At 72.2% G+C, this 19,159-nt stretch carries 17 protein-coding genes; 9 read left to right on the top strand and 8 right to left on the bottom strand.

The window, feature by feature from the left end; translation table 11 throughout:
• The first annotated feature begins 36 nt into the window (after nt 1-36).
• Together FHX68_RS13295 and FHX68_RS16020 are read left to right on the top strand one after the other, a co-directional pair.
• Nucleotides 37-993: an SDR family NAD(P)-dependent oxidoreductase gene (locus FHX68_RS13295; protein ID WP_141380593.1), complete on the top strand. Its 957-nt coding sequence runs from the start codon at nt 37-39 to the stop codon at nt 991-993.
• Nucleotides 990-1,472 carry a VIT1/CCC1 transporter family protein gene (locus FHX68_RS16020; RefSeq protein WP_229661545.1) on the top strand — a complete coding sequence of 161 codons (483 nt, stop codon included), beginning with the start codon at nt 990-992 and terminating at the stop codon, nt 1,470-1,472. The genes FHX68_RS13295 and FHX68_RS16020 overlap by 4 nt, the downstream gene beginning before the upstream one ends.
• A 40-nt stretch (nt 1,473-1,512) precedes the next feature.
• Here the strand turns inward: FHX68_RS16020 and FHX68_RS13285 are convergent, their stop codons facing one another.
• Nucleotides 1,513-2,157: a metal-dependent transcriptional regulator gene (locus tag FHX68_RS13285; RefSeq protein ID WP_141380592.1), complete on the bottom strand. Its 645-nt coding sequence runs from the start codon at nt 2,155-2,157 to the stop codon at nt 1,513-1,515.
• A 10-nt stretch (nt 2,158-2,167) separates the two neighbouring features.
• Nucleotides 2,168-3,487 carry an Nramp family divalent metal transporter gene (locus FHX68_RS13280; protein WP_141380591.1) on the bottom strand — a complete coding sequence of 440 codons (1,320 nt, stop codon included), beginning with the start codon at nt 3,485-3,487 and terminating at the stop codon, nt 2,168-2,170.
• Between the two features lie 164 nt (nt 3,488-3,651).
• Between FHX68_RS13280 and FHX68_RS13275 the strand changes: the two genes are divergently transcribed.
• Entirely contained in the window at nt 3,652-4,293 is a 642-nt protein-coding gene (locus tag FHX68_RS13275; protein ID WP_141380590.1) for a TrmH family RNA methyltransferase, read from the top strand.
• A gap of 21 nt (nt 4,294-4,314) precedes the next feature.
• On the opposite strand, the gene FHX68_RS13270 is transcribed toward FHX68_RS13275, so the two are convergent.
• Genes FHX68_RS13270 through FHX68_RS13260 form a run of 3 tightly spaced genes read right to left on the bottom strand, consistent with a single transcriptional unit; the run spans nt 4,315 to nt 8,110 of the window.
• A complete protein-coding gene (locus FHX68_RS13270; RefSeq protein ID WP_141380589.1) occupies nt 4,315-5,751 on the bottom strand; it encodes an AAA family ATPase in 1,437 nt (478 codons plus the stop codon).
• Nucleotides 5,752-5,805: 54 nt separating this feature from the next.
• Nucleotides 5,806-7,125 carry an MATE family efflux transporter gene (locus FHX68_RS13265; RefSeq protein WP_141380588.1) on the bottom strand — a complete coding sequence of 440 codons (1,320 nt, stop codon included), beginning with the start codon at nt 7,123-7,125 and terminating at the stop codon, nt 5,806-5,808.
• 10 nt (nt 7,126-7,135) lie between these two features.
• Nucleotides 7,136-8,110 (bottom strand): IS481 family transposase, encoded by a 975-nt coding sequence (locus FHX68_RS13260; RefSeq protein WP_244926866.1) that lies wholly within the window; start codon nt 8,108-8,110, stop codon nt 7,136-7,138.
• A 196-nt stretch (nt 8,111-8,306) separates the two neighbouring features.
• Between FHX68_RS13260 and FHX68_RS13255 the strand changes: the two genes are divergently transcribed.
• The 3 genes from FHX68_RS13255 to FHX68_RS13245 are packed head-to-tail and all read left to right on the top strand — an operon-like array spanning nt 8,307 to nt 13,324.
• A complete protein-coding gene (locus tag FHX68_RS13255; protein ID WP_141381055.1) occupies nt 8,307-10,124 on the top strand; it encodes a lipase family protein in 1,818 nt (605 codons plus the stop codon).
• 60 nt (nt 10,125-10,184) lie between these two features.
• Nucleotides 10,185-12,185, top strand: a complete 2,001-nt coding sequence (locus FHX68_RS13250) for a M13 family metallopeptidase (protein ID WP_141381054.1) — start codon at nt 10,185-10,187, stop codon at nt 12,183-12,185.
• Complete coding sequence (locus tag FHX68_RS13245) at nt 12,182-13,324, top strand: serine hydrolase (RefSeq protein WP_229661591.1); 1,143 nt, start codon at nt 12,182-12,184, stop codon at nt 13,322-13,324. Before FHX68_RS13250 ends, FHX68_RS13245 begins: the two co-directional genes overlap by 4 nt.
• Nucleotides 13,325-13,449: 125 nt before the next feature.
• Here the strand turns inward: FHX68_RS13245 and purU are convergent, their stop codons facing one another.
• The 3 genes from purU to FHX68_RS13230 all read right to left on the bottom strand — a co-directional run bounded on the left by purU (nt 13,450) and on the right by FHX68_RS13230 (nt 17,437).
• On the bottom strand, nt 13,450-14,331 hold the full coding sequence (purU, locus tag FHX68_RS13240) for a formyltetrahydrofolate deformylase (RefSeq protein WP_141381053.1): 882 nt from the start codon (nt 14,329-14,331) through the stop codon (nt 13,450-13,452).
• A gap of 110 nt (nt 14,332-14,441) precedes the next feature.
• Nucleotides 14,442-15,632, bottom strand: coding sequence for a cobalamin-independent methionine synthase II family protein (locus FHX68_RS13235; protein WP_141381052.1), 1,191 nt, complete (start codon nt 15,630-15,632; stop codon nt 14,442-14,444).
• 323 nt (nt 15,633-15,955) lie between these two features.
• Nucleotides 15,956-17,437, bottom strand: coding sequence for a peptide MFS transporter (locus FHX68_RS13230; RefSeq protein WP_141381051.1), 1,482 nt, complete (start codon nt 17,435-17,437; stop codon nt 15,956-15,958).
• Between the two features lie 240 nt (nt 17,438-17,677).
• On the opposite strand from FHX68_RS13230, the gene FHX68_RS13225 reads away from it, so the two are divergent.
• The 3 genes from FHX68_RS13225 to FHX68_RS13215 all read left to right on the top strand — a co-directional run bounded on the left by FHX68_RS13225 (nt 17,678) and on the right by FHX68_RS13215 (nt 19,113).
• Entirely contained in the window at nt 17,678-18,091 is a 414-nt protein-coding gene (locus tag FHX68_RS13225) for a hypothetical protein (RefSeq protein WP_141381050.1), read from the top strand.
• A 93-nt stretch (nt 18,092-18,184) separates the two neighbouring features.
• Nucleotides 18,185-18,634, top strand: a complete 450-nt coding sequence (locus FHX68_RS13220; protein ID WP_141381049.1) for a MarR family winged helix-turn-helix transcriptional regulator — start codon at nt 18,185-18,187, stop codon at nt 18,632-18,634.
• Nucleotides 18,635-18,690: 56 nt separating this feature from the next.
• Nucleotides 18,691-19,113, top strand: a complete 423-nt coding sequence (locus tag FHX68_RS13215) for an organic hydroperoxide resistance protein (RefSeq protein WP_141381048.1) — start codon at nt 18,691-18,693, stop codon at nt 19,111-19,113.
• Nucleotides 19,114-19,159: the final 46 nt, after the last annotated feature.

The raw sequence follows: 19,159 nt of genomic DNA, 5'->3' as shown, positions 1-19,159 counted from the left end.
CCAGTCTAGCGGGGCCATCGGGCCTAGTCTCGACCCGTGGCACGCGATGACTGGGACCCCCACCGACTCCCCGATCTGACGGGGCGGCGGTACCTCGTCACCGGGTCGACGGCCGGTCTCGGCTTCTTCTCGACGCTGCAGCTCGCCGCCGCGGGCGGCCACGTGATCATGACCGGGCGGAACCCGAACCGTCTGGCCTCGGCGCGCGCCGCGGTGCTGCGCAACGCTCCGGATGCCTCGGTCGAGACGCTGCTGCTCGACACGAGCAATCTGGGGTCGGTGCGCGCGGCGGCCGCGACGGTGCGCGGACGGGCGGGACTGCACGGGCTGCTGCTGAACGCCGGCATCGTGCATCCGCCCCGGCACCGGGAGACCACCCCCGACGGGCACGAGGTCGTGTTCGCGACCAACGCGCTCGGACACTACGCTCTCGTCGGCGAGCTGCTGCTGCCCCTCGCCGCCGGGCGCGGACGCATGGTGTGGGTCGGGTCGATGTCGACCTCGATGTGGCCGTACGATCCCATCGACCCCGAGCTCGAGAACGGGTACACCCCGTGGCGCGCCTACGTGCAGTCGAAGGTCGCGACGAGCGCCCTGGGGTTCGAGGCCGACCGGCGCCTGCGCGCGGCGAGCGTGCCGATCGCGAGCCTCGTCGCCCACCCGGGCTTCTCGATCGGCGGCCGCACGCGCGGCATCGTCGGCGTCAACGAGCCCTCGCGTGGCCGGCGCTTCGCCGGCAACCTGCAGGCGCCGATCACCCAGTCGAAGGAGCACGGGGCGTGGCCGCTCGTGCGGGCGCTCGTCGATCCCGAGGCCGAGGGCGGTCAGTTCTGGGGCCCCGCCCGGGTCGTCGCCGGCGCCGCCCGCCGCGCCACCCCCGCCCGGATCACCCGCGATCGCGACATCGCGGCGCGACTCTGGCACTACTGCGAGCACGCCACGGGCGTGCCGTGGCCCTACCTCAAGGCCAGCCGCGCGAGGCGCCGGCGGTGACCAGCACGCCGCAGGGGCCGGGGGCGCCGGGTCCGGGGGTTCCGGGTCCGGGGGCGGGGGCGCCGGGGGCGGGGGCGCCGGGGGAGCCGGTGGCGCCGGCTCGGCCCGGGATCGCGGCGACGGCGGTGCTGCGCTGGCGCCGACTGCGCGCCGCGCTCACCGATGCGGGCAGTTTCCGCGGCTGGATGATCGACGCCAACGACGGCATCATCGCGACGGCGAGCCTCCTCCAGGGCTTCGCCGGCGCCGGGGCGAGCGACCGTCTGCTGCTCTTCGCGGCGACCGCGGCGACGATCGCGGGCGGGCTCTCCGCCGGCGGCGCGAAATGGGCGGAGGTCGCGGCAGAGCGCGAGGCCGAGCAGCGCCTCGTGCGTGAAGAGTCGGCCGAGCTCGACGCCGACCTGCACGGCGAGATCGACGAGCTCGCCGCGCACTGGCAGGGCAAGGGACTCACGCCCGCCGGTCTCGTCCTGTTCTGAGCCCGGCGGGTCGCGCCCGCGGCGGCTTTCCGACCCGGCCTCAGGCGGTGATCCAGACGGCGGATGCCGCGCCGGCGGGAAGCTCGACCGTGGCTCCGCCGTCCACCCGCACCGTGCCGTCGCCGGCGGCGGTGACGTGGTGCCCCACGTCGATGCCCGCGCCCTCCAGGGCGCGCAGCAGCGCCGGGTCGCGGTCGCTGACCCGCAGCACCCGGCCGCTGTGACCGGGCTGCGCCTGCGCCAGCAGCACGAACGGTTCGCGGACGACCGCGCCCGAGGCATCCGGGATCGCGTCGCCGTGCGGATCGTGCATTGGGTGGCCGAGCCGCGCCGAGATGCCTTCGAGCAGCCGGTCGCTGATCGCGTGCTCGAGCACCTCGGCCTCGTCGTGCACCTCGTCCCACGCGTAGCCGAACTCGCGCACGAGCCACGTCTCGATCAGGCGGTGCCGGCGGATGATCGCGGCGGCCCGCGCCCGGCCGGCGTCGGTCAGCGAGACGGGGCCGTACGGGCGGTGCGTCACGAGCTGCTGCGCGGCGAGCTTCTGCACCATCTCGGTGACCGTCGAGGGGGCGAGCGCCAGCTCGGCGGCCAGCTGCGACGGCGTGATGGGATCGTCTTGCCACTCGGTGTGGTGGTAGATCGTCTTCAGGTAGTCGTCGATCGCGGCGGAGTTCGCGGGCACGCGCTCCAGGCTATCCGCCCGGCCCACCGCCGAGCACGAGCCACAGCAGCACGCTGTTCAGCACGATGAGGAAGATCGCGGCCAGAACACCGGCGGCGGTCGTCCACCACCGGTTGCGGTAGCGGCCGAGCACGTCGGCGCGCGCCGTGAGGGCGACCAGCGGCACGAGAGCGAACGGGATGCCGAAGCTCAAGACCACCTGGCTGAGCACGAGCGCCCAGGTCGGGTCGACGCCCGCGGCGAGGATCGCGATGGCCGGCACGAGCGTCACGAGTCGGCGCGCGAGCATCGGCACCCGCACCCGAAGGAGCCCCTGCATGATCTCGGCGCCGGCGTAGGCGCCCACGGCTGTGCTCGCCAGGCCGCTCGCGAGCAGGCCGACCGCGAAGAGGGTCGCGACGGCCGCCCCGAGGCCGGCGTGCAGCGCCGCGTAGGCGCCCTCGAGGCTGTCGGTGCCGGGCACGCCGGCGAGGTTCGCCGCGGCCAGCAGCAGGATCGCGAGGTTGACGGTGCCCGCGATCGCCAGGGCGATCGCGACATCCCACCGCGTCGCGCGCAGAAGGCGCGGGATGCCGGCGGGACGGGCGGCTGTCAGAGCGTCGCCGGCGAACCGGTCGCGCGCGAGCGCGCTGTGCGCGTAGATCGCGTGCGGCATGATCGTCGCGCCGAGGATCGACGCGGCCAGCAGCACCGACTCGGTGCCCTCGAAGCGGGGGACGAGTCCCGAGACCACTCCCGCGGGAACGGGTGGCGCGACGAACACGCCGTAGGTGAATCCGAGCGCGATGATCGCGAGGAGCGCGATCACGACGAACTCGAACGTGCGCGCGCCGCGTCGCTGCTGCACGACGAGCAGCGCGAGCGAGACCGCGCCGGTCAGCAGGCCGCCCACCGGCAGCGGCACGCCGAACAGCAGCCACAGGGCCACCGCCCCGCCGATCACCTCCGCGATGTCGGTCGCCATCGCGACGAGCTCGGCCTGCAGCCAGTACGCGCGGCGCGCGGTGTCGCTCCGAAAACGGCGGCCGAGGGTCTCGGCGAGGCTCTGCCCGGTGACGACCCCGAGCTTGGCCGAGAGGTACTGGATGAGCCACGCCATCGCGTTGCCGAGGACCACCACCCACACGAGCAGGTAGCCGAACCGCGCGCCCGCGGTCATGTTGCTCGCCACGTTGCCCGGGTCGAGGTAGGCGACGCCCGCCACGAACGCCGGTCCCAGCAGCCACGCGGCTCGCAGGCGCCGCGGTCGCCGCGCGCGCGGTGCCTGCGGCGGTGCCGGAGCGGCGGCTCGGGGCGGGGGGAGCCGGTGCGGTCCCCGAGTTTTCGGCATGCCGAAAACTGTAGCAGGGGGGTTTTCGGCATGCCGAAAACCCCTCAACCCGTGACGATTGCAGGAGATTCGGCGGGCGCCGGGCAGTCCGCCCGCCTGTTTCCGCCGGTCGGGTGCGCGCAGCGCGACGGATCTCCTGCATTCGTCACGGCTAACCTGGTGCGATGCCGTCACCCGAGCACGCCGACCCCGCCGAACCGGAGTTGCCGGTCGGCGTCGGGCCATGGCCGGGCGGTGTCGACGAGTGGCCGGACGACCCGCGCTACGACCGCGAGCTGCTCGCCGCCGGCGACCGGCGGAACGTCATCGACCGGTACCGGTATTGGACCATGGATGCCATCGTCGCCGACCTCGACGCGCACCGGCACCCGTTCCACGTCGCCATCGAGAACTGGCAGCACGACATGAACATCGGTTCGATCGTGCGCAGCGCCAACGCCTTCGGCGCCGCCGAGGTGCACATCGTCGGCCGGCGCCGCTGGAACCGCCGCGGAGCGATGGTCACCGATCGCTACCAGCACGTGCGTCACCACGAAGACGTCGCCGCGCTCGCCGCCTGGGCGGAGGATGCCGGTGTGCCGATCGTCGCCGTCGACAACGTGCCCGGGTCGGTGCCCGTCGACCGGGCGGACCTGCCCGAGCGCTGTGTGCTGCTGTTCGGGCAGGAAGGTCCGGGGCTGTCGGACGAGGCGATCGCCGCGGCATCCGCTGTCGTGGAGATCACCCAGTACGGCTCGACCCGTTCGATCAACGCGAGCGCCGCCGCGGCGGTCGTGATGTACGAGTGGTGCCGCCGCTGGGCGTGAGCGCAGGGAGAGGGCGGGCGGTCAGCCGAACCCGCCGGCGATGAAGGCCGCACCGCCGCCCGCGCCGCCCGGGTGAGCGGGGCCGCCGTGCTCGCCGCCGAAGAGGATCCGTGACACGCCTTCCGTGCTCTCGCGCAGTTCGGTGAGGGCGGCGGCGAGATCGTCGTCGGTCACCTCTCGCCCGGCGAGGGTCGCCCGCAGCACGGCGCGGCGGATGACCTCCTTCGCGAACGACGCCGTCACGCCCTCGGCCTCGTCGGCGGCGGCCTCGAGCGCGGCGGTGCGAAGCGGCAGTCCGGCGGCATAAAGGGCGAACAGCTCGCGGCGGGCGGCGGCATCGGGCAGCGGGATCTCGACGGCGAGGTCGATCCGGCCCGGCCGCGCGGCGAGGGCCGGTTCGAGCACATCGGCGCGGTTCGTGGTCAGCACGAAGGCGACGTCGGCGTCCCCGTCGATCCCGTCGAGGGCATCGAGAACCTCGAACAGCATCGGCTGCAGCCCGAAGGTGCCGCGCTCGGCGGCGACGAGGTCGACGTCTTCGAGCACGACGATCGCCGGGGCGAGCGCGCGGGCGAGCCGCGCCACCTCGGCGACGAGCCCCAGCGATCCGCCCTGCAGCAGCACGGTGGTCGCCTCCGGCAGTTCATGCAGGAGGTATCGCACCGTCAGCGTCTTGCCGGTGCCGGGAGGTCCGTAGAGCAGCACGCCCCGCTTCAGGTGCTGCCCCCGCGCACGCAGCGCGTCGGCGTTCTCCGTCACGCCCACGACGTGGTCGCGTACCCGTTCGAGCACGCCGGTGGGCAGGATGACCGCGTCGGCCGAGACGTCGGGGCGGTCGAGGAAGGTCATCGGTCCGATGCCCTGCCCGTACTCATCGCGCCCGAAGGTCACGACCTGCCCGCGGACGACACTGAGCGCGTTCATCCGCCGGCGCAGCTCGTCGATGAACGCGGTCGTCGTGTCGACGTCGGATGCCAGGATCTCGAGCTCCGCCGTGGACCGTCCGTATCGCGGGTTGGCGGCGCGCTGGAGCGCGACGAGCGGCTTCCCGCGCCAGCGCAGCAGTCGGAGCCCCATCGCGACGACCTGCCGGGTGCTGCGCGGCCCGTCGGCGACCGTCGCGTACTCGACCGCCGCGTCGGCCGCGAAGCGGGTGTAGGGATTCTGGATCAGCGAAGCGAGATCTTCGTGGTGGCGCGCCTGGCCGCCCGTGACGCCGAGCGTCTTCGACGGCGTGCCCGCGGAGACGTCCTCGAGCGCGAGGTCGAGGTCGATGAGCCGGTGCGGCGGTACCTGCTCGACGACGACGGGAAGGTGCCGGGGATCTGCGCCGAGGTGCTCCTGCAGGCGTTCGCCGAGCGGCGTGAGGGTGCCCGGCCGGTCGTCGGGGCGCTCGTTCAGGCGGCGCAGCAGCTGCTGGAACTGAGAGAGGAACGCGTCATCGTCATCGGAGGCCACCACCCCACCCTAGGGTCGCGCGCCGACACCCGACCAGAGCGCCCCCCCGCCGCGCTACGCGCCGGCCGTCAGCCAGGCGGCGGAGCGGACGCGCCAGCCGAGCGTGCCGAGCCGCGCGAGCATGTAGACCCCGAAGAAGCACACCGCGAGCCAGGCGAGGCCGGTCGCCCCGGTGGGGTGGACCATCCAGACGGCGGCGAGCGCGGGGAAGTAGGGGATGAGGTTGATGCCGCCCGCGATCGCGAGGAACCGCGCATCGCCCGCCCCCATCAGCACCCCGTCGAGCACGAACACCACGCCGCAGACGGGCTGCGCGACCGCCAGCACGAGCAGCGCCGGCTGCACGAGCGCGGCGACGTCCGCCGAACCGGTGAACACGAGCCCGATGACGCCCGACAGGGCGGCGATCACACCGCCGACGAGCACGCCGAACCACGCGCCCCAGGCGACGGTGCGCCCGAGCACGCGCCGCACGAACGGCTCGTCGCCCGCGCCGAGACCCCGGCCGACGAGCGCCTGGGCGGCGATCGCCAAGGCATCCAGGGCGAACGCCGCGGTCGAGAAGATCGTGAACGCCACCTGCCAGCCGGCCAGCTCGTCGGTGCCGAGCGCGGTCGCCACCCACACGGTCGCGAGAAACGCGATGCGCAGCGACACGGTGCGCAGGAACAGCCAGCCGCCCGCGCGCGCCGAGCCGCGCAGTCCGTCGCGCTGCGGGCGCAGGGATGCCTCGTGCCGCCGTGCCAGCCGCCCCACCACGAAGGCGTACGCACCGACCATCGACCACTGCGCGACGACGGTGCCCGCGGCCGATCCGGCGATGCCCCAGCCGAACCCGTAGATGAACAGCCAGTTGAGGAGGGCGTTGAGCGCGAAGCCGAGCCCGGCGATCCACAGGGGCGTGACGGTGTCCTGCATGCCGCGGAGGAGTCCGGTCGCGGCGAAGACGATGAGCATCGCCGGCAGCCCCCACATCGACAGCTGCAGGTAGATGACGGCCTGCTCGGAGACGGCGGCGTCGGCGCCGAACAGCGACACGAGCCACGGCGTCGCGAGCGATCCGACGACGGCGAGCACCACCCCGAGGGCGAGCGCGAGCCACAGGCCGTCGATGCCCGCCCGCACGGCGCCGGTGTGCTCGCCGGCGCCGAACCGGCGCGCCACCGCGGGCGTGGTCGAGTAGGCGAGGAACACCATCAGCCCGACGATCGTCTGCAGCACGGCCGACGCGATGCCGAGGCCCGCCAGCGGCACGACGCCGAGGTGCCCGACGAGCGCCGAATCGACGATCAGGAACATCGGCTCGGCGATCAGCGACCCGAGGGCGGGGAGCGCCAACCGCAGGATGTCGCGGTTGAGCGTCGGCACGGCCATGGGTCCGAGCCTAGGTGTTCTTCCCACTGACGTTGTGGACGCGGTCGATGGGTGCTCGGCCTCCGATGCCGGTGTGGGGTCGATGGTGATTGTAGTGGTGCAGCCAGGCGTCGTAGCTGGCGGCTCGCTGCTGGTCTGAGTCGTAGTGGCGGGCGTAGGCCCATTCGTCGGCGAGGGTGCGGTGGAATCGCTCGATCTTCCCGTTGGTCTGCGGCCGATAGGGCCGCGTGTATTTGTGCTTCACGTTCTCGCCGAGCGCCTCGTTGAACACCTTGGACCGGTAGCAGGAGCCGTTATCGGTCATCACCCGCTGCACGGTGATGCCGTGCCCGGCGAAGAACGCGCTGGCGCGCTGCCAGAACCCGCCGGCGGTGTCCTTGCGTTCGTCGGGGAGGATCTCGGAGTAGACCAGTCGGGCGTGGTCGTCGATCGCGGAATGCAGATACGAGTAGCCGACCCCGGAGCGGCGTTTGCGGCCCGTGGCACGTCCCAGCGTGCGCCAGCCGCCACCGTCAGGGATCCGGCCGAGCTTCTTCACGTCCACGTGCACCAGCTCGCCCGGCGCCTGTCGCTCGTACCGGACCGGCTTCGGCTTGCGCACCCGAACACCGGTGTTCTTGTCGACCTGCCCCAGCAGCGGCACCCGGTACCGCTTCAGCACCTTCGAGACCGTGGATTGCGGCAGCAGCAGGTGGTACGCGATCCGATGCGGGCCCCAACGTCGGGTCACCCGCAACCCGATGATCCGCCGCTCCATACGCTGCGGCGTCCGCGATGGCGAGCTCGCCGGCCGTGAGGAGCGATCCTGCATCGCCGCGCGTCCGCCGGCACGATACCGGGCGACCCACTTGGAGACCGTGCCACGGGCGACCTGGAACCGCTCCGCGACACGAGCCTGCGTCCAGCCGTCCTCGATCACCAGCCGAGCGATCTTGATCCGCCCATCGACGGTGAGCGCGGCGCGAGCGTGGGTAACGTATGACACGAGGACCTCCGTGGATCGAGTGAGTGTGGTAACCCACATCGATACCGGAGGTCCTCACCTCATCCCGTCACGCCACGCTGCTCACAACCACCGTGGGAAGAACACCTAGGGCTGACCGCCGACGCCGGCCGTCGCCGACGCCCGCCGCCCGGCCGCCGTGAACGGACCCCGCCGCGCGCGCCCGTAGCCTGGAGGGATGGCGCGCACGGGGATCTGGGGGAAGCTGGCGCTCGTGCGCCTGCTCGAGCGCATGCCGGCCTGGGTGCGGATCGCGCTGTCGATCGCCTCGATCGTCTTGGGCGCGGTCATCGTCATCCGCCCCACCACAGCCCTCGACGTGCTGGCGCTCCTCCTCGGCGGCGGCATGGTGCTCACCGGCATCCTCTCGGCGACCGGGCGGGTCGACGAGGGCGAGGGCCGGTGGCGCGGCGTGCTGTCGATCGGCTGGATCGTGCTCGGCGTGTTCGTGCTCGCGTGGCCCGGCCTGACGGTGCGCGCCGTCGCGATCATCACGGGCGTGCTGCTGCTCGTCAACGGCGCCGCCGGCGTCGGCACGGCGCTGCTGAAGGACCGCGGCTGGGACGATCGCATCGCGGATGCCGCGTTCGGCGTGACCGGCCTCATCTTCGGGGTGCTCGCGCTCGTCTGGCCCGACATCACGCTCCTGGTGGTCGCCGTCGTCTTCGGAGGCTCCCTCATCATCCGCGGCATCGTGGATCTGTGGGGCGCGTGGGCGCGGACCCGCCGCCGGCGGCGGGAGGAGAAGGGGGCGCCCGAGGCATCCGTGCCGAAGCGGCGCTGGGGTCGCGCGGCGATCGCGATCGTCTCGGTGACCGCGACGGTCGCCTTCGCCCTCGTCACCGCGCCCCTTCGCGAGGGATCCACCGTCGTCGACGACTTCTACGCGGCGCCGCGCTCGATTCCGCACGAGCCGGGCCGGCTGATCCGCGCCGAGCCGTTCACGCGCGACGTGCCGGACAAGGCCGTCGCCTGGCGCATCCTCTACACGACCACCGGCGTCGACGGCCGGGTGCGGGCGGCGAGCGGGCTCGTCGTCGTGCCCGAGGGCGCGAAGCCGGGCGAGCGGTGGCCGGTGATCGACTGGAACCACTCGACCACCGGCTTCGCCGAGCACTGCGCGCCGTCGCTGCAGGCGCGGCCGTTCTGGTCGGCCGGGCTCTACCCGATCAAGAAGGTGCTCAAAGAGGGCTGGGCGATCGTGATGACCGACTACATCGGTCTCGGCACCGCCGGCCCGCACCCGTACCTGTTCGGGGAGGCGAGCGCCTACGCCTCGCTCGATGCGGTGCGCGCCGCGCGCGAGATCGGCGAGGCGCAGCTGAGCTCGAGCACCGTGATCTGGGGGCACTCGCAGGGTGGCGCGGCGGCCCTGTGGGCGGGAGCGCTCGCGCGCTCGTACGCCCCCGAGGTGTGGGTGCGCGCAGTGGCGGCGTTCGCGCCGGCGAGCGACCCGACGGCGCTCGTCGACCACGTCGGCGACGTGCAGGGCGGGCTCGTCTTCGCGTCGTACGCCTTCGCCGCGTTCAGCAACATCTACCCCGACATCACCTACCCGCGCTACATCCGCCCGGGCATGCAGCCGGTGCTGAAGGCCATGTCGGAGCGCTGCCTCACCGACCCGTCGATGGCGCTCTCGGTGCTCGACGTGCTCGGCACGAGCGCCGACCCCGACCTGTTCTCGACGAACCCCGCGTACGGTCCGCTCGGCACGAGGCTGCGCGAGAACTCCTCGCCGACGAGCCTCGGCCCGCCGCTCTTCCTCGGGCAGGGCGGGTCGGACTCGATCGTGCCGCAGACGATGCAGGACGGATACGTCAAACGCGTCTGCGCCGACGCGCAGCGCCTGGAGTACCGGCGCTACGCGGGGTACGAGCACGCCCAGGTGATGGATACGTACTCCCCGATGGTCGCCGATGCGATCGCCTGGACGCACGCGCGCTTCGAGGGCGAGTCGGCCAACGCGGAGTGCTCGATCACCGACGTGCCGCGCTGACGCGAGGCATCCTGTGACGGTCACAGGGCGAGCGTCAGACAGGGCGCCTATTGTGGAGCCATGACCGAGAACCCCCTCCGCTCGGGTATCGAGCTGTCCGAACTCAGCCCCGGCGTCCGCCCCCAGGACGACCTCTTCCGGCACGTGAACGGGGCGTGGCTGGAGCGCACCGAGATCCCCGAGGACAAGGCGCGGTGGGGCTCGTTCCACCTCATCGCCGAGCAGGCCGAGCACGACGTCCGCACGATCATCGAAGAGTCGGCGGATGCCGAGGCGGGCACCGAGGCCCGCAAGATCGGCGACCTCTACACGAGCTTCATGGACACCGCGCGCATCGAGGCGCTCGGCGCCACGCCGCTGCGCGAGCAGCTCGCGCGGATCGACGCGATCGACTCGGTGCCGGCGCTGCTGCGCACCGTCGGCGAGCTCGAGCGCGAAGGCGTCGGAGGCCTCTTCGGCACCTACATCGAGCCCGATCCCGGCAACCCCGAGCGCTATGTCGTCTTCATCGTGCAGAGCGGCCTGTCGCTGCCCGACGAGAGCTATTACCGGCTCGAGAACTTCGCGCACACCCGCACCGCGTTCCGCGAGTACGCGTCGACCATGCTCGGCCTCGCGGGGCTGACGGATGCCTCGGACGCCGACCGCATCCTCGCGCTCGAGACCGAGATCGCGAGCCACCACTGGGACAACGTGCGCTCGCGCGACGCCGTCGCGACCTACAACCTCATGTCGTGGGACGAGGTGCGCGAGCTCGTCGGTGTCGACCTCGACCCGTGGCGCGACGCCGTCGCCCCCGGCCACGAAGACGGCTTCGCCGAGATCGACGTCAACCAGCCGAGCGCGCTCGCCGGGCTCGGCACCCTCCTCACCGAGGAGCGCCTCGACGACTGGAAGGCGTGGCTGCGGCTGCACGTCATCCGGGCATCCGCCGCGTTCCTCTCGAGCGACTTCGTCGACGCGAACTTCGCGTTCTACGGCACGGAGCTCACCGGCGTGCCGGTCAACCGCGAGCGCTGGAAGCGCGGCGTGAGCTTCGTCGAAGCGGCGATGGGCGAGGCCGTCGGCAAGGTCTACGTCGAGCGACACTTCCCGCCGGCGGCGAAGGAGGCGATGGACGAGCTCGTCGCGAACCTCATCGAGGCGTACCGGCAGTCGATCGAGGCGCTCGACTGGATGACTCCCGCCACCCGCGAGCGGGCGCTGGAGAAGCTCGCGGCCTTCACGCCGAAGGTCGGCTTCCCCGCGAAGTGGAAGGACTACTCGGCGCTCGAGGTCGACCCCGTCGACCTCATCGGCAACGTGCTGCGCACGAACGCGTGGGAGCACGACCGTCAGCTCGCGAAGCTCGGCCGGCCGATCGACCGCGACGAGTGGTACATGACCCCGCAGACGGTCAACGCGTACTACAACCCGCTGATGAACGAGATCGTCTTCCCCGCGGCGATCCTGCAGTACCCGTTCTTCGACCTCGAGCGCGATGCCGCGGCCAACTACGGCGGCATCGGCGCGGTCATCGGGCACGAGATCGGTCACGGCTTCGACGACCAGGGGTCGGCGTTCGACGGCACGGGAGCGCTCAACGACTGGTGGACCGACGACGACCGCGCGGCGTTCGAGCAGCGCACCGGCGCCCTGATCGCGCAGTACGACGCGCTCGTGCCCCGCGGTCTCGACGGGGAGCGGCTGTCGGACGATCACCATGTCAACGGCGCGCTCACTATCGGCGAGAACATCGGCGACCTCGGCGGGCTCGGCATCGCGCTGAAGGCGTATCGGCTGCATCTGGCGTCCGAGTCGGCCGGCGCGGACGAGGGCGACGGCCCCGTGATCGACGGGTACACCGGCATCCAGCGCCTGCTGCTCAGCTGGGCGCAGATCTGGCAGCAGAAGGGGCGCGACGCCGAGACGATCCGGCTGCTCACGATCGACCCGCACTCGCCGAACGAGTTCCGCTGCAACCAGATCGTGCGCAACGTCGACGACTTCTACCGCGCGTTCGAGGTCGGCGACGGCGATGAGCTGTGGCTCGACGCCGACCAGCGCGTCACGATCTGGTGAGCGAGCGTCAGGCGACCCGGCGCGGCGGGGCCGACGATCCGCGTGAGGCTCGGGGCGGGCGCGGTGGTCGCGCCGGCCACGGCGGTGGTGGTGCCGGGGGCTCGGGTGCTTCCGGGCCTGTCGGCGAGCGCGCGTCGGCACGGGCCGCGGGCGCGGCCGAGAGCGCGTCGCGGCGTTCGCGGGCGTCCGGGCCCGGCGGCGTCTACGGGCATCCGGATGCCTCGGCCGCGCCGCTGACCCGGCGCGGCGGTCGGGGCGCGGGCGGTGCGGGCGGCGGCGACACCTTCGCGCCGCGGCGGGCGTCGCTGCGGCAGCGATCGTTCATCGGAACGCTGAAGGCGCTGGATGCGCTCTCGACCTCGGGCGCTCAGGTGTCGGTGCGGGTGTCGGATCTCGACGGCGGCGACGAGGTGCTCTCGGGTGACGACCACCTGACGCTGCCGGTCGTGGGCCTCGGGGTCGTGCCGCTGCTCATCGAGGTCGCCGCGCAGATCGAGTTCGGTCAGCTCGACCCGCTCGAGATCATCGAGCGGCGGTCGGTCGACGAGGTCGCGCTCGCCGGGGTCTGGCAGCACCTCGCGGCCCCGGCGCTGCCGGTGCGCGACCTCGCGGTGCTGGCGGCGGCGGCCTCCGACGCCGCGGCGGCGAACGTGCTTCTCGCGCGGGTGGGGATCGGCGCCGTGCGCTCGCGCATGGAGGACATCGGTCTCGAGAAGACGGCGCTGCTCGACGGGTTCCGCGACGTGCGCGGCCCCGACGATGCGCCGCAGGTGGCGCTGTCGTCGGCGGGGGAGCTGGCCGGGCTGTTCGCGGCGATCGTGAACGCGCGGGTCGTGTCTCCGGCCGTGAGCGCGCAGGTCGGCGAGTGGCTGAACCTCAACCAGGACCTCGCCCTCGTGGGCGCGGCGACCGCGCTCGACCCGTTCGCCCATGAGGACGACCGGTACGGGATGCTGTTCGTCAACAAGACCGGCCGCGCCGATGGCATCCGTGCCGATGCGGGCGTGCTCGCCGGCCCGCGCGGCGGAGTCTCCTACGCGCTGGTGGTCTGCTTCGACGACCTGTCGATCGCGCACCGCCTGCGCGCGCACGAGGCCTTCCGCGCCCTGGGCGCCGACCTCATGGAGTACGTGTTCTGACCCGCGCCGCGGCGCGCGTGGCCGGGCTGGCATCCGCGACTTGTGGGCAGTTGTGGATGCCTCGCCCCGTGTGACCCCGCAACGACTGTCAACGAGTTGCCCGGCGCCAAGGCATCCACCCCGCGTCAGAAGATGATGGTGTGGTTTCCGTGGCGGATGACCCGGTCCTGCGCGTGCCACAGCACGGCGCGGGAGAGCACCTGGCGCTCCACGTCGGCGCCGCGGCGGGCGAGTTCGGCGGACGACTCGGCGTGGGTGACCCGCACGGTGTCCTGCTCGATGATCGGGCCCTCGTCGAGGTCGCCGGTGACGTAGTGCGAGGTCGCGCCGATAAGCTTGACGCCGCGCTCCTTGGCCTTCTTGTACGGCTCGGCGCCGATGAACGCCGGCAGGAACGAGTGGTGGATGTTGATCACCGGAACCCCGAGCTGCTCGAGGAACTCCGGCGAGAGGATCTGCATGTAACGCGCGAGCACCACGAAGTCGACGTTGCCGACGAGGAGCTTCAGGGTCTCCTCCTCCGACGCCGACTTGTCGGGTCCCGCGACCGACGGCACGTGGAAGAACGGCACGCCGAAGCTCCGCACGTCCTCGGCGGTCGTCGTGTGATTGGAGATCACCATCGGGATGCTGACGGGCAGGTCGCCGCGGCGGTGCCGCCACAGCAGGTCGAGCAGGCAGTGGTCCTGCTTCGAGGCGAGGATCGCCATGCGCTTGGGGACGGACTGGTCGGTCAGCGACCACTCGAGCTCGAACGGGTCGAGGGTCATCGCGATGTCGGCCTCGATCGCAGGACGATCGGCCGCGAAGTCGGGCCGGTGGAAGACGACGCGCTGGAAGTACGCGCCCCCGCGGTGGTCGTCGCTGAACTGGTCGAACGCGACGATGTTCCCGCCGATCCGCGTGATCATCGCCGAGACGGCGGCGACGATGCCCGGCTTGTCGCTGCCGTGCACGATCAGACACGCGTAGTCGGCGGGGAGCTGGGGATCGTGCACGGGAGCCATGGATCGATTCTGCCGTAGTCGGTGAACACTGGATGCCGCGGCCCCGGTGCCGCGCCGCGCACCCCGGTGGTGCCGGACGGGACGCCGCACCGGGTGGCATCCAGCCTCGGTCAGGCGCGGCGCGCGCCCTCGCCGAGGGATTCGAGCTTCGCCCAGGCGATGTCGGGGTGGATGCGGCCGCCGAGGCCGCAGTCGGTCGAGGCGATCACCCGGTCGGGCCCGACGACGTCGGTGAACCGGCGGATCCGCTGCGCGACGAGGTCCGGGTGCTCGACGACGTTCGTCGCGTGGCTGACGACGCCGGGCACGAGGACGAGATCGTTCGGCAGAGCGCCCGCGTCCGAGGCGTCCGCCCACGCCGTGAACTCGTGCTCGTGACGCACATTCCCGGCCTCGAACGAGATCGAGCCGACGTTCGCCCGCAGGACGACCGGCAGGATGTCCGTCAGCGCGACGTCGGTCGTGTGCGGCCCGTGCCACGACCCCCAGCACAGGTGCAGGCGCACCTGCTCCTTCGGCAGGCCCGCGATCGCGTGGTTGATCGCGTCGATGCGGATCTGCGTGAAGGCCTGGTAGTCGGCGATCGAGGGCTCGGGGGTGATCTGGTCGAAGTTCTCGGCGAGCGACGGGTCGTCGAGCTGCACGATGAGCCCCGCCTCGACGATCGCGCGGTACTCCTCGCGGAGGGCGTCGGCCCACGCGAAGATGTGCTCCTCGTCGCTCGCGTAGTACTCGTTGCGCACGCGCGCGGCCGATCCCGGCGCGATCGCCGTGAGGAAGCCCTGCTCGCCGGGGCGCAGCGCGGCGGTGAGGTTCCGGATGTCGGATGCCACGTCATCCTGTCCGCGGTAGACGAGCGGCCCGGTCGTGCTCGGGAAGGCGGTCGCGCCCGCGCCCGTCTCCACCGCCTCGGCGTAGACCGCGGGGAAGCGCTGCCGGTCGCGGCGGTTCAGAAAGCTCGTGAGGCGCACGTCGCCGGGCGACGACTCGACCGGCGGCTCGTTGAACGCGTTCACCTCGGTGAGCGAGAGGCCGCCGACGCGCTGGAACGAGTATCCCCACCACGCCCCGTAATCGACCGCACCGGTCATCGCCTTGCCGAACTCGCCATCGCCGACGAGGGTGATGCCGGCGGGGCGCTGGCGCTCGACGACGTCGGCGACCGCCTGGGCGGTGAGGGCGTCGACCTCGGGCGTCGAGCGCAGGGTGAACCCGTCGTCCTCGAACGTGCGCGCTCTGTTGGCGTCGATGAGCGCCTGCGTGCGCGGCAGGCTGCCGGAGGTGGTGGTCTGAACGGGCATGGGTCTCCTCCTGAGGGCGAGGCCCGCGGCGGGATGCGGGTCGAGGTGTCGGAAGGCTCTTGCCGCGGCGATCGTCGCGCGCGGCTCAAGGCGGAGGCTTCCGGTTTTCGAGCCGGCTCCAGCGTAGGCCCGTGCGGCCGGCGCCGCCGGCGTATGACGACGCATGACGCCCGCGAGGGCTTGGGGGTGCTTGCGTCCTGGGGTCTGTGGGGGCGCTCGCCGCTACAGAAACCGGCGTCCGCGCCTGGATAAACCTGCGGCGGATGCCGGTGTGTGTGGCGCGAGCGCAGCAGCGCCGCGCCCGCGCCCCCGTCCGCCCCGCCTCAGCGCACGCCGCGCATGAGGCGCAGCACCGGCTTCACCGAGACGAGCAGCAGCACGCCGATCGCGATCGCGATGAGGCCGAGGGTCGTGAAGTAGGGCACCTCGTCGTCGGGGTTGTAGAGCGAGGCGAGCTGGCCGGCGATCGCGGTGCCGAGCGACACCGACAGGAAGAACAGCGCCACCATCTGGGTGGGGAACGCGTCGGGCGCGAGCTTGGTGGTCACCGAGAGGCCGACCGGCGAGAGCAGCAGCTCCGCGACCGTGAAGACGAACAGGATGCCGACGATCGCGAGCAGCGGCGTCGAGTTCGGCCCGCCCCCCGCGAAGGGCAGGAACATCAGGAACGCGGCGCCCATCACCATCGTCGCGAGCCCGAACTTCACCGGCGTCGACGGCTGGCGGGAGCCGAGCTTCGCCCAGATCGCCGCGAACACCCCCGACAGGATGATGATCAAGATCGGGTTGATGGAGTTGACCCACGAGACCGGCATCTCCCAGCCGAACAGGTTCCGGTCCAGGCGCTGGTCGGAGTAGACCGTGAGCACCGTGAACTGCTGCTGGTAGAGCGACCAGAACGCGACCGAGGTGATGAACAGCGGCAGAAAGCCCCACACGCGGCTGCGCTCGTCGGAGGTGACGCGCTTGCTCGTGAGGATGACCGCGAAGTAGGCGACCGCCGCCACGATCACGGCGATGATGACCATGACGGCGAGGTTGTCGGCGCGGATCACGCCGGTGAGCACGAGCACGACGATCGCGGCGATCCCGACGAGGGCCACGCCGATGACCATCGGGTAGCGCTCCTTCGGCAGCGGGTTCGGCACCTCGCGCGCGGCGTCGGGCAGGTTCTTGCGTCCGAAGGAGTACTGCACGAGACCGAGCGCCATGCCGACCGCGGCGAGCCCGAAGCCCCAGTGGAAGCCGAGCGTCGACTGCAGGAGGCCGGTCAGCAGCGGGCCGGCGAACGCCCCGAGGTTGATCCCGAGGTAGAAGAGCGCGAAACCGGCATCCCGCCGCGGATCGTCGGCCGAGTACAGCGTGCCGACGACGCTCGTGGCGGTCGCCTTGAGGCCGCCCGACCCGATCGCGACGAGCACGAGGCCGACGCCGACGCCCCAGAATCCGGGCAGCAGCGCGAGCGCGATGTGGCCGCACATGATGACGATCGCGCTGACGAACAGCACGCGCTCCGCCCCGAGGATCCGGTCGGCGACCCACGCGCCGAGGATCGTCGACAGGTAGACCGCCCCGCCGTACGCGCCCACGATCGACAGCGCGGTGCCTTGATCGAGGCCGAGGCCGCCCTGGGTCGCCGAGTAGTAGAGGTAGATCGCGAGGATGCCCTGCATCCCGTAGAAGCTGAACCGCTCCCACATCTCCACGCCGAAGACGTTCGCGAGCGCCTTGGGTTGCCCGAAGAAGCGGGTGTCCTGGTCGTCGTCCGATGCGGTGCTGGATGCCACGGCCTTGCGTGCCCTCATCCCCCGAGGGTACCGGCGCGGCGCGGCGCGCGGGGGTCGCGGCGCCGTGGATTCGGTGGTTCCCGGGCATCCGGTGCGCTGTTCGTGGCGGGCCCGCGCGCGGCGCGGAGCCCCTTTGGTGCCCTACGGTGCTGCGGAGATCTGCGCAACTGCGGAGGAATTCTGCCGATTCGATCCGCAGCAGTGCAGATCCCCGCGACACGGATGCCTCGTGTCCGCGCCGGATCCTATGCTGGCGCGGTGACCGACTCGCGTGCGACCCCCACCGGCCCCGACCAGACGACCGCGCATCGCCGAGACGACGGTGAACTCGTCGGGTGGATCCGGCCCGACGGCGACCACTGGGCGGCGATCGACCTGCTGGGACGCGAGGTGGCGGCATCCGTCGACTGGCTCGACGCCGAGGCGGCGCTCGAGGAGCGCGGGCTCGGCTACCTCGCCGACGTCTGGATGCTCGAGCGCGGCGGCGGGGCCGTGCGTGTGCGGATGGTCGAGGTCACGCCCGCGCGCATCGTCGTGAAAGTCGACGACTTCGGCGACGTCAGCCACGCGACCGAGCGGATCGTGCTGCCGTGGCCGATCCCCGCGCAGCTGCGGGCGCCGCGGCCCGGCGACCCCGACGGGTTCACGGTCGGGCGACCGGCGGTCGGCTGAGACGGCCTCGCTTCGAGGCATCCACCGCGCGAGCGCTGCCGCGTGCCCGCAAAAACGGTTGTGCACAACTTGATTGCGTGCAATGCTTGCACCATGACGCCGCAGACCCTCGACGACTTCGTGTGCTTCGCGATGTACACCGCCTCGCACGCGACGACGCAGGCCTACCGCGAGGTGCTGAAGCCGTGGAAGCTGACGTATCCGCAGTACCTCGCGATGGTGGTGCTCGCCACGGGCGAGCGCTCGGTCGGCGAGCTCGGCGACGAGCTGAACCTCGACTCGGGCACGCTCTCACCGCTGCTGCGCCGGCTCGACGAGCGCGGACTCGTCGTCCGTCGCCGCGACAAGAGCGACGACCGCGTGGTGCGGGTCTCGCTCACCGAGGAGGGGCGCGCGGTGCATGACGAGGTGATCGCGGCGGCGGGATGCCTCGTGCCCGCCTTCGTCGACAGCGGCCGGAGCCTCACCGACCTCCTCGCCCAGCTCAGCGCGATCACCGCGAACATGCGCGCGCTCGCCGCCGACCTCCGCACCGCCGCCTGACCCGCGCGGCGCGCCCGGACCATCCACCCAGGAAGACCCCACGAAAGGACGACCCCATGGACATTCTCTACACCGCCGAGGCCCTCGCCACCGGAGACGGCCGCAACGGACACGTGCGCACGGCCGACGGACTCGTCGACACCGACGTGCGCGTGCCGAAGGAGATGGGCGGCGCCGGCGGCGCCCCGAACCCCGAACTGCTGTTCGCCGCCGGCTACGCCGCGTGCTTCCACAGCGCGCTGCAGGCCGTCGCCCGCGCGCAGAAGGTCGCCATCGACGGGTCGTCGGTCGGTTCGCGCGTCGGCATCGGCTCCAACGGTCAGGGCGGATTCGGCCTCGCGGTCGAGCTCGAGGTCAACATCCCGGGCGTCGACCCCGCGGTCGCCCAGCAGCTCGCCGACGCCGCGCACCAGGTCTGCCCCTACTCGAACGCGACCCGCGGCAACATCGAGGTGACCGTCACCGTCGTCGACGACTGATCGCCGCCGCGCGGGGCCCGGCGGTGAGCACGCCGGGCCCCGCGCC

Source organism: Microbacterium lacticum (assembly GCF_006716815.1).
GTDB classification, from domain to species: Bacteria; Actinomycetota; Actinomycetes; order Actinomycetales; family Microbacteriaceae; genus Microbacterium; species Microbacterium lacticum.
Note: the sequence above shows the minus strand (reverse complement) of the source record. Positions and strands in the feature narration are given on the sequence as shown.

Excerpts from the sequence above, each read along its gene's own strand:
- FHX68_RS13280 (WP_141380591.1), bottom strand. The coding sequence starts at position 3,487 with ATGCCGAAAACTCGGGGACCGCACCGGCTCCCCCCGCCCCGAGCCGCC.
- FHX68_RS13275 (WP_141380590.1), top strand. The coding sequence starts at position 3,652 with ATGCCGTCACCCGAGCACGCCGACCCCGCCGAACCGGAGTTGCCGGTC.
- FHX68_RS13265 (WP_141380588.1), bottom strand. The coding sequence starts at position 7,125 with ATGGCCGTGCCGACGCTCAACCGCGACATCCTGCGGTTGGCGCTCCCC.
- FHX68_RS13255 (WP_141381055.1), top strand. The coding sequence starts at position 8,307 with ATGGCGCGCACGGGGATCTGGGGGAAGCTGGCGCTCGTGCGCCTGCTC.
- FHX68_RS13250 (WP_141381054.1), top strand. The coding sequence starts at position 10,185 with ATGACCGAGAACCCCCTCCGCTCGGGTATCGAGCTGTCCGAACTCAGC.
- purU (WP_141381053.1), bottom strand. The coding sequence starts at position 14,331 with ATGGCTCCCGTGCACGATCCCCAGCTCCCCGCCGACTACGCGTGTCTG.
- FHX68_RS13235 (WP_141381052.1), bottom strand. The coding sequence starts at position 15,632 with ATGCCCGTTCAGACCACCACCTCCGGCAGCCTGCCGCGCACGCAGGCG.
- FHX68_RS13230 (WP_141381051.1), bottom strand. The coding sequence starts at position 17,437 with ATGAGGGCACGCAAGGCCGTGGCATCCAGCACCGCATCGGACGACGAC.
- FHX68_RS13220 (WP_141381049.1), top strand. The coding sequence starts at position 18,185 with ATGACGCCGCAGACCCTCGACGACTTCGTGTGCTTCGCGATGTACACC.
- FHX68_RS13215 (WP_141381048.1), top strand. The coding sequence starts at position 18,691 with ATGGACATTCTCTACACCGCCGAGGCCCTCGCCACCGGAGACGGCCGC.